This is a genomic window from Prevotella illustrans (genome assembly GCF_017426725.1).
GTDB classification, from domain to species: Bacteria; Bacteroidota; Bacteroidia; order Bacteroidales; family Bacteroidaceae; genus Prevotella; species Prevotella illustrans.
The window spans coordinates 1-9657 of record NZ_JAERMS010000062.1 but is presented as its reverse complement, the minus strand read 5'-3'; the positions used below and the strand labels follow the sequence as shown (position 1 = coordinate 9657).

Annotated in this window: 11 protein-coding genes; all 11 read right to left on the bottom strand. The window is 48.3% G+C overall.

Annotated elements, in window-relative coordinates:
• Positions 1–160 precede the first annotated feature (160 nt).
• Genes JHU38_RS11835 through JHU38_RS11785 form a run of 11 tightly spaced genes read right to left on the bottom strand, consistent with a single transcriptional unit; the run spans position 161 to position 9263 of the window.
• Positions 161–1246 carry an AMP-binding protein gene (locus JHU38_RS11835; protein ID WP_107582661.1) on the bottom strand — a complete coding sequence of 362 codons (1086 nt, stop codon included), beginning with the start codon at positions 1244–1246 and terminating at the stop codon, positions 161–163.
• Between the two features lie 9 nt (positions 1247–1255).
• Positions 1256–2329 (bottom strand): o-succinylbenzoate synthase, encoded by a 1074-nt coding sequence (locus tag JHU38_RS11830; protein WP_199222676.1) that lies wholly within the window; start codon positions 2327–2329, stop codon positions 1256–1258.
• Positions 2330–2345: 16 nt separating this feature from the next.
• Positions 2346–3173 carry a 1,4-dihydroxy-2-naphthoyl-CoA synthase gene (gene menB / locus JHU38_RS11825; protein ID WP_107582662.1) on the bottom strand — a complete coding sequence of 276 codons (828 nt, stop codon included), beginning with the start codon at positions 3171–3173 and terminating at the stop codon, positions 2346–2348.
• Between the two features lie 2 nt (positions 3174–3175).
• The gene (gene menD, locus JHU38_RS11820) at positions 3176–4882 is read right to left on the bottom strand and encodes a 2-succinyl-5-enolpyruvyl-6-hydroxy-3-cyclohexene-1-carboxylic-acid synthase (RefSeq protein WP_107582663.1); all 1707 of its coding nucleotides are present in this window, start codon (positions 4880–4882) and stop codon (positions 3176–3178) included.
• Positions 4869–5903 carry an isochorismate synthase gene (locus JHU38_RS11815; RefSeq protein WP_317196027.1) on the bottom strand — a complete coding sequence of 345 codons (1035 nt, stop codon included), beginning with the start codon at positions 5901–5903 and terminating at the stop codon, positions 4869–4871. Before JHU38_RS11815 ends, menD begins: the two co-directional genes overlap by 14 nt.
• Positions 5904–5959: 56 nt before the next feature.
• Positions 5960–6376: a PaaI family thioesterase gene (locus tag JHU38_RS11810; RefSeq protein ID WP_107582664.1), complete on the bottom strand. Its 417-nt coding sequence runs from the start codon at positions 6374–6376 to the stop codon at positions 5960–5962.
• Positions 6373–6915 carry a 2-oxoacid:acceptor oxidoreductase family protein gene (locus tag JHU38_RS11805; protein WP_107582665.1) on the bottom strand — a complete coding sequence of 181 codons (543 nt, stop codon included), beginning with the start codon at positions 6913–6915 and terminating at the stop codon, positions 6373–6375. The genes JHU38_RS11810 and JHU38_RS11805 overlap by 4 nt, the downstream gene beginning before the upstream one ends.
• Before the next feature lie 10 nt (positions 6916–6925).
• Positions 6926–7696, bottom strand: a complete 771-nt coding sequence (locus JHU38_RS11800) for a thiamine pyrophosphate-dependent enzyme (RefSeq protein ID WP_107582666.1) — start codon at positions 7694–7696, stop codon at positions 6926–6928.
• A 3-nt stretch (positions 7697–7699) separates the two neighbouring features.
• Positions 7700–8788: a 3-methyl-2-oxobutanoate dehydrogenase subunit VorB gene (locus JHU38_RS11795; protein WP_107582667.1), complete on the bottom strand. Its 1089-nt coding sequence runs from the start codon at positions 8786–8788 to the stop codon at positions 7700–7702.
• An 11-nt stretch (positions 8789–8799) separates the two neighbouring features.
• The gene (locus JHU38_RS11790; RefSeq protein WP_107582668.1) at positions 8800–9036 is read right to left on the bottom strand and encodes a 4Fe-4S dicluster domain-containing protein; all 237 of its coding nucleotides are present in this window, start codon (positions 9034–9036) and stop codon (positions 8800–8802) included.
• 47 nt (positions 9037–9083) lie between these two features.
• Entirely contained in the window at positions 9084–9263 is a 180-nt protein-coding gene (locus tag JHU38_RS11785; RefSeq protein ID WP_107582669.1) for a tetratricopeptide repeat protein, read from the bottom strand.
• Positions 9264–9657 lie beyond the last annotated feature (394 nt).

Sequence of the window (9657 nt, the reverse complement as noted above, 5' to 3'; positions counted from 1 at the left end):
CTTTTCTTTTTCAAAATAACGCCACTTTTTTGATGGTATATGTAAAGATAATTCAAGGCCGACAAATATCGATTGATCTGCTTCGTCACTTGTAAACCTGTCCCCATTAATTTTTTACTGACTCATAAAAAGGTCATCCGGAAGCTTCAGAGCCACTGCGTTACGGATTCTGTTGGGTGACAAAGCGAAGAACTTCCCCTCTTGCAATCTTACCGGTTTGCGTGAGGGGAATTTTGTCGATGTGCAAGTAATGGCGTGGCACCCAATACTTAGGCAAGGCATTCATACATATTTCCGACACATCGGCCAAATCGGTGGCCTCGGTAACGAGCACGACGACTTCGCCAAACTTCTCGTCCGACCTTTTACTGACGGCAAACGGCCGAGAAAGAAAAGGTCTGAGCGACTGCTCTACTTCTTCTATCTGGATCTTCACGCCACCCGAGACGATGACATTGTCCTTCCGGCCCAATACCCGGAACTGTTTTTTGTGCTGTCCATCGGCCGTTTTCACTGTTTTTGTTTCCACCAAGTCGTTTGTTACCAACCAACCGTCATGAACCTGTGGGGCGTCAATGACCAGACAGCCGTCCCCATCGCAGGCAATTTGAACGCCGTCGAAGGGTTCGTACCACTCGCTTGCGGAAGGGCCGTTGAGCCTTCGCAAGGCGACATGGCTCAAGGTTTCGGTCATTCCGTAGGTGCTCCATACAGCATTGGGGAAATCTTTCAAGGCCTGTACCAGATAATTGTCGACGGCTCCACCACCGATTATCAAATGCCGGATCTGTCGCAGACGCGTCGCTTCGTCGGCTACCAGCAGTGAATTATAGACCTGCAACGGCACCATAGCGACCAATGAAAAAGATGTGGGAACAACTTCAGGAAGACCGGGAACCGGCGAAGGTAAACCGACCGCGCTCGAATCGAAGGCTACAGAAGAGGCATGGGCAAGCGACTGATCGGACAAAGGATGTCCGGTTGGCGCGACGGAGAATAGCCGAAGTTGCCTTTCAATACTTCTTACGACCATCATCTTGGCACCGATATACTTCAAATCCATACACAGCAATGTCGTATCACCAGGCTTTAATCCCAGAAAATCACAGGTGATACGAGCCGAGTTAAGCATAGCCTGCTTGGCCGCCCGCACCGGCTTCGGCTTCCCCGTTGAACCCGAAGTATGTACCGAAACAAACGGCGACGACGCGTTCCACTCTTGTAAAAACTCCTCTAACTGACTCATTTGCTTATTTTATTGAAACCAAAGCCGATCCTGCCGAATGCGCAGACAGTCGATCAGCGTCGCCGTTGGAAAGCTGAGCACAGGCTCGTTGTCCGTAAAGAGCTGGCCGGTACCCAGTCCTTGCGGCATCGTGACACACGGTCCATACGTCTTCGCGCAAAACTGAGCAATAGCGTTCAGTCCCACGTTACTTTCCAATGCCGATGTTATCCAGCTTCCAATGCCGTGCCGCCGAGCCAGTTCAATCCATTCCGTGGAGCCAGACATGCCACCATGCAGGCTTGGCTTGAGTACGATGTACTGCGGTTGAATCGTTTCGAGCAAAGCCTTTTTCATGCTTCTCACGTTCACGCCTATCAATTCCTCGTCCAAGGCGATGGGTACCGGACTGTCCTTGCACAAGCGGGCCATGTCCTCCCACTGATGTTGGCGAATGGGTTGCTCAATGGAATGGATATCATAACGTGCCAATGCCTCTAAGCGTTGCATGGCATTATCGGGCGTAAAAGCCCCATTCGCATCAACACGAAGCTCTATCTGCTCTTTGGTAAAGTTCTCACGGATGTGACGAATCAGGTCTATTTCCCGTTCAAAGTCAATAGCTCCGATTTTCAATTTAACGCAATGGAAGCCCGCTTTCAGTTTAGCTTCAAGCCGTTCATACATCTCCTCATAACTCCCCATCCATACAAGGCCATTGATAGGAATACCTTCTTCGCCACGACTGAACGGCGTATCGAAGAACGCGGGTGAGCCGTTGGCCCGAAACTGCGCAAAAGCGGTTTCTAAACCAAAGAGTATACTGGGATAAGGGCGTAGCATATCATAAGGAATTTCACCCATCAGCTCCACCATCCGACATATCTGCTCCAGGATTTGCTCATATTCGGGAATGGCATCGCAACTCAAATCGGGCAACGTGGCACACTCGCCAATCCCTGCAATGCCGGGACTATCGTCAGAAGTCAGCGTCAGGTAGTAGCTGTGGCGAGTCGTATAGACACCACGGGACGTACCTGCCGGTTGCTTGAAGTGCAGCAACCGGTCTGAAATTTGAATCGAATAACGGGTTGATTTTTTCAAAACGACTTTCAAAAGGTTATGGGAATTGAGGATATTTATCGAAATCGGGCTTTCGCTTTTCCAAGAAAGCCTTTCCACCTTCCTGTGCCTCGTCCATCGTATAATAAAGCATGGTCGCGTCACCGGCCAGTTCCTGAATACCCGCCTGTCCATCAAGTTCGGCATTCAGCCCTGCCTTGATCATACGCAAGGCCAGCGGACTACGTTCCATCATCGTTTCGGCCCACTCTACACAGGTATCTTCGAGCTGCTCAAAAGGTACCACCTTATTGACCATTCCCATCTGTTCGGCCTCAACGGCGGTATATTGCTTACATAGGAACCATATTTCACGGGCCTTCTTCTGCCCTACCATCCGTGCCAGATAGCTGGCGCCAAAGCCCGCGTCGAAACTTCCGACCTTCGGTCCGGTCTGTCCAAAGATGGCGTTTTCGGACGCGATGGTCAGATCACACATGACATGAAGCACATGGCCGCCACCAATGGCATAACCATTCACCATAGCAATAACGGGCTTAGGCAAGCGGCGAATCTGCATTTGCACGTCGAGTACGTTCAGACGAGGCACTCCGTCTGTCCCCACATAACCGCCACGCCCCTTCACATGCATGTCGCCACCTGAACAAAAGGCCTTATCGCCGGCCCCGGTAAGAATCACAACACGCACATTCTGGCTTTCACGACAATAACTAAAGGCCTGGCTCATCTCCCAAGTGGTGAGCGGTGTAAAGGCATTACGATAACGCGGGCGATTGATTGTTATCTTCGCGATATGGTTATATTCCTCAAAAAGGATTTCCTTAAAATCAAAACCTTCAATGGGTTTCCATGTTCTTGTTGCCATAATTATAATGTATTAAAATATTCTTGATATACGTTCATGTCTTCATCCGGGTCGGTAAAGACCTCCAGCAATACCGGACGCTGTGCCGATGAACCCGTAAACACCTCCATTTGATTGGCCAGCGCAACGGCGTCATCTGCCATGTAATAATTTATTCCATAAGCCTCGCAGATGCCCTTAGCCGTCGTTTGATGGGTAGCCATGACAAGTTCTGTACGTGCCGGACTATCTTTCAGGCCCTCAAACTTGCCAAATATACCGCCACAACCATTATTAAGCAGTAGGATTCGCAGGTTTCCTTGCAAGGAACTGTTCCACAACGCATTTTGATCATAGAAAAAACTCAAGTCGCCAATGACCATATAGATACGCTCATCGGTGACCAACGAGTGGCCCGCAGCGGTCGAAAGCGACCCTTCTATGCCGTTCACGCCACGGTTACAATAAAAATAACGCTGATTGTAAATCATGCCCATGCGAACCGACATGCTGTTGGCATAATGAATAACACCATGGGATGACTCATCACGCTGTAGCTTATCATTGAACAACTTAACCGCTAACAATTCGGAATAGCAAGGTTCGAATGACTGCAAATGACACCACACACGCTGCGACAGCTGCTCCCAGTGTTTGAAATAAGATTCATGCTCTGCACGTTTTTCAACGTAAAGATTAGCGCAAAGCTCCTGTATCGTGCCTTTGATGACATGCGTTACCTGCATAAAAGTATCATGCACCTCGCCGTCAGCTGTCACTTCCCATACATCAGCCTGCACTGCCTTTCGCAGGAAGTTCTTTAATCGTTTACTAATCAGATTGCCACCGGCATACAAGATGAAATCAGGCAGATAATCAGATTTGCGTTCCGGGCGCGCGGCGATTTCTTTTTCGGCAAGAAAAACCAATTCGTCAATGTGGGGATTGATACATTCATCGCTCATCATCTCCATCCAAACAGGAATATATTCTATTGCAAGCCGATTGGAAAAGCCTAATTTCACCTCATGATTCTTAGCCTGTCCAAAGACAATCAAAGGGCGTTTTGCTTGCGAAAAACGTTCGGATAGTTCTTTATAAGCAACTGATTGGCTGCAAATTGGCTCTATCAATTCTATCATTCGTTCTGCATTGAGACTTGATTGATTGAACGTATAAAGCGGTTCAGCCATGGGAACATTGATATGAACGGGACCACCGCCATTTCGTTTGCAGGCCATAAGCACTTCGTTCGCCAGCCGATTACAATGCCAACGTTGTTCTTGATTCATGGGTTCAGGCAATGATACACATTTGTGAACAAGTCTCCCGAATGCCTCTGGTTGTGGAAGCATCTGCCCATCAAGTTGCTCTATCCACGCCTGAGGACGATCAGCAGAAATGACTATGAGTGGAATACGCTGATAAAAAGCCTCGGCCACAGCGGGCGCAACATTCAGCAAGGCTGTACCCGACGTAACACAAACCGCCACCGGCTTATTAGTTGCCAGACTCATACCCAACGCGTAAAAGCCTGCCGACCGTTCATCGGTCACAGGATGACAAACTATGTCACCACATTCCTTGAGATTATGTACGATAGGAGCGTTTCTACTGCCCGGACAGACCACAGCATGTTTCACGCCATGAGCCATGAGCAAGGATGTGAGAATATTAACATTCTCTTTATTGGAAAAATGCTTTTGCGGGATAATATTATTGGAATACATTTCTCATTGTTTGCAATTTGGCTTCTGTTTCTCTCCATTCACTATCCACATCACTGTCTTTCAAAATCCCTCCACCTGCATACAAATGAAACGTTTGAGCGGTCAATTGCATACAACGAAGGCTCACGTAAAGATGTGTTTGCCCACCAGGAAACAGCGGCCCCATGAATCCACTATAGTATTTGCGTGGCGAATGCTCATGAAGAAGAATAAAATCACGTGCTTCTTTCTTGGGCAACCCACACACAGCCGGTGTGGGATGAAGTGCTTCCAGTATAGCCCCTAAGTGATCATCGTCCTTTAGCCGGAAGGAAAAATCACTACGAAGATGCACCAAATCGGCTGCCCTGACCGTATAAGGCCCCTCTTCCACAACATCAGAAGCAAACTTTTGCAGACATTCTGTAATATAATTAGCCACATAACACTGCTCCTGAATATTCTTAGGAGACCATCGGCTGGCCTCGCCCTCTCCCTTCAAATCTTCTGCTTCCAGCTTCATGGTGCCGGCCAAAGCCATCGTACGCCATGCGTGCCCCTCACCTTCCAAAAGGATTTCGGGGGAAGCAAAGAGCCAAGTGCCCGTGACCGGAGTCGAAACAAGAGCGATAAACAAGCGTGGATAAAGGTTGCAAGCTTGCACGAAAAGTGTCATTGCGTCAATATCAGTATGGCGGAAATCACAACGTCGGGACAAAACGAGTTTCTTAAACCTGCCGACAGCCAATGCTTTATGGAATAATTCAAAATCATTCCGATAACAGTTCAGGCCGTCCGAATTAAGTAATTCTGTTTCACAATGTGGTTCTGCAATAGCCGGCAACGCAACATCTTTCACTACATCAGGACGAATGACTACAATCGGACATTCCTCCGTCTGCATGAAAGGAGCCATCACAAAACCACGGCAACCACTTAAATCAGCAACAGAATCAAGCTGTTGCAGGTCGTTACCGGTTTGTGATATCAGCGTATAATGCTTTTGATGGGGTAAACGATAGACCGCATAGTTATCCATCATTTATCTTTTACTTCCAATTAATTTGGTTATTCAATACTTTTCTGATTCTTTTTCATCTATTTTGCTCTGGGCGAGAGCAAGTAATTCATAACTTGAACTGATGAAATCAAGTCACCCGTCTCATCTTTTATATCGATATGCCAGGTATGGAGTGTTCTTCCCTTGTGCAACAGCCGCCCATACGCCGTGACGGTAGCACCATAGCTGACCGCTTTTACGTGCATGCCATTTACATTAATGCCCACGCTAATCTTACCCGGGCACAATGCCATTGAACCAACACCTGCCAGATTCTCCGCCAACGCCAAAGAAGCACCACCGCTCAGAAAGCCAAAGATTTGCTTATTACGGTTATCCACCTTCATCGTTGCTTGTAAAGTATCAGGCTCGGGCGTAGAGATAAACTCCATCCCGAGCGTGTTTGATAATCCATCCTGCGATTTGATCGTTTCCTTTAAGTTCTCTATATTCATTGCTTTTGAATTATCTTTCTACCTTCATCGACGGCTTCCATATTCAAAGGAATCAGTGGATGATGACGCTCCGGCAACGTTTTATAAAGCGCCTTTTCCAGCGCCTGCGGTGTAACCAGAGGACAAACCTGCAGCAATCCACCCAATACTATCATATTAAAGACCTTAGCGTTTTTCATCTCCGCAGCCTTATCCATGGCGTCTATCCGATAGACCGCAATATCCGTACGAGTCGGTGGATTCATGATTCCATAGCCATCGTAGATAAGAATGCCCCCCGGTTTCACCTTCGGTTCAAACTTATCGAGCGACGGTTGATTTAAAACAATGGCTATATCGTACTTGCTCAAAATGGGCGAAGAGATACGCTCGTCACTCACAATGACCGTCACGTTGGCCGTACCGCCACGCTGTTCGGGGCCGTAAGCAGGCATCCAGGTCACTTCCTTATCCTCCATCAGTCCGGAATAGGCCAAGATTTTACCCATGGAAAGTACGCCTTGCCCGCCAAAACCGGCTATAATGATTTCCTGTTTCATACTGTTGTTTTTATAGGTCGGTAGTATCTTTCAAATCACCTTTCGGATAGTATGCCAGCATGTGCTCCCTCAACCACTCGTTAGCCTTTACCGGTGTCAGCTTCCAGCCGCTCGAGCAGGTGCTGACAATCTCTACAAGGCTGGAACCTTTGCCGGCCATCGAAGACTCGAAAGCTTTTCTGATGGCTTTCTTTGCGGCACGGACAGACGCGACGGTGTCAACACTCTGCCGCGTTACATAACATGTGCCGTCCAGCTGGGCCGCTATTTCCGTCATTTTCAATGGATAGCCATGCAACTCCGGGTCACGTCCATAAGGACAGGTACTCGTCTTCTGCCCCAACAATGTGGTAGGTGCCATCTGACCGCCGGTCATTCCATAAATCGCGTTATTGATGAAGATAATCGTAATGTTCTCACCTCGGTTCAACGCGTGAATCGTTTCCGCGGTGCCGATACATGCCAAGTCGCCATCGCCCTGATAGGTAAAGACAAGCCGATCGGGCCACACGCGCTTGATAGCCGTAGCTACAGCGGGCGCACGGCCGTGGGCGGCTTCCTGCCAGTCGACGTCCAGATAACGGTAGGCGAACACCGCGCAGCCCACAGGACAAACGCCTACGGTTTTCTCTTCCAGTCCCATGTCGCTCACGACTTCGGCCACCAACTTGTGCACGACACCGTGAGAACACCCTGCGCAATAGTGCATTGGTGTATCGTTCATCAACTCCGGCTTTGCGTATACCAGATTCTCCGGCGATATAATATTATTCTGATTCATACCTTATTCTTTTATAAGTTTCGTTTCCAATGCCGCCACAATCTCTTCCGGGTCCGGCACAATACCGCCCAACCGTCCGAAATGCTCTACCGGCAACCTTCCATTGATTGCCAAACGTACATCCTGCACCATCTGACCGGCATTAATCTCCACAACCAGAATGCCCTTCTTCCCTTGAGCCAGTTCCGCGATTTGCTTTTTGGGAAACGGCCACAGCGTAATCGGGCGGAAAAGACCAACCTTCATGCCCCGCTTACGAGCCGACGTCATGCCTTTCTCCGCTATACGGGCCGCGCTTCCGAAGGCCACTATCATGTATTCAGCGTCATCCAGCTGCTGTGTATCAAACCGAACTTCCGCCTCTTCTATCTGTCGATATTTACTTTGCAAAGCAAGATTGCGCTGTTCCATCACTTCAGACTTCAATTCAAGCGACGTGATGATATTGGGCTGTCTGCCTGCGGAGCGGCCCGTCGTAGCCCAAGGGCATTCCCTTTTCACCTCTTCCTCTGTACGCCGGGGCTTATAAGGAGGCAATACCACTTTCTCCATCATCTGTCCGATGACACCATCCGACAGAATCATGGCCGGATTGCGATACTTGAAAGCCAACGTAAACGCCAAATCCATGAAGTCGGCCATCTCCTGTACCGACGACGGAGCCAACACGATAACGTTGTAGTCGCCGTTGCCGCCTCCGCGCGTGGCTTGGAAATAATCGCTCTGCGAAGGCTGAATGGTTCCCAAACCGGGACCTCCCCGCTGCACGTTTACGATAACACCCGGTATTTCCGCGCCTGCCATGTAAGAGATTCCCTCCTGCATCAATGCCACACCGGGACTTGATGAAGTTGTAAACACACGCTTGCCGGCTCCGGCCGCGCCATAAACCATATTGACGGAGGCCACTTCGCTCTCCGCCTGAACGACCACCATGCCGGTTGTCTCCCAAGGCTTCAGCTGTGCCAAAGTCTCTATGATTTCCGTCTGGGGGGTTATAGGGTAACCGAAAAAGCCATCGACACCACAGCGAATCGCCGCGTAAGCAATGGCCTCATTACCTTTCATCAATGTTACTTCTTGCTTTTCCATATTACTTTGACTTAATCTTCCATTCGTTTACGATACACCGTGATACAACCGTCAGGACAGACAATACCACACGCGCTGCAACCGATACACCGGTCGGCGTTGCTTCCGGGCTCCACATAGGGATACCCATGTACATTGACTTTCTTGTCGGCCATCACAATCACGTCCTGCAGACATGCAACCACGCACAGGCCGCAGCCTTTACATCGGTCTGTGTCCACAACGATGGCACCTTTTATTTTACCCATAGTCTTTGTATTTAGTATGATTTCATGAATTTATTAGTTTCCAAACATCAAGGATTATACATGTCCTTGCAATAGAAATCAAGAATACTGTCGAGCATTCGCTTGGCTTCTACCGCCGGGCTTTCCGGATCGAGCGCTATTGCCTCCATATAGCAATTAAGCGCTTCTTGCCAGTTTTGTTGCTTACGGAACTCATTTCCCCGCAAATACCAATCACTACTTGTCATCAATGAACCTATATTCTATCGACTTTCGGCTTTTCCAAAACCGATATGATAATTTACAAACACAAATATAACGAAAATATCAATAACCAAAACACTACACTCCGTTTTTTTTAACTATATTAAACCCAAACATATATAAAACCACTTTTACAAAAGCAGCAATCACAAATCAGTTGAGCAATTACCAAAATATTACCGCTGCGTGGTAATCGCGTTACCACATGGCCGGTAATACAAGCTGCCGGATTATTTCGGACAGTCCCCATTGCCCATAGGCAAACAAAACGGGTCGGTAGAAAATTAGTGGGGACAGGTTTACAGGTATCGATGATATCTACAGTGTGCCCTGAATTATCTTTACATATACCATCAAAAAAGTGGCATTATTTTGAAA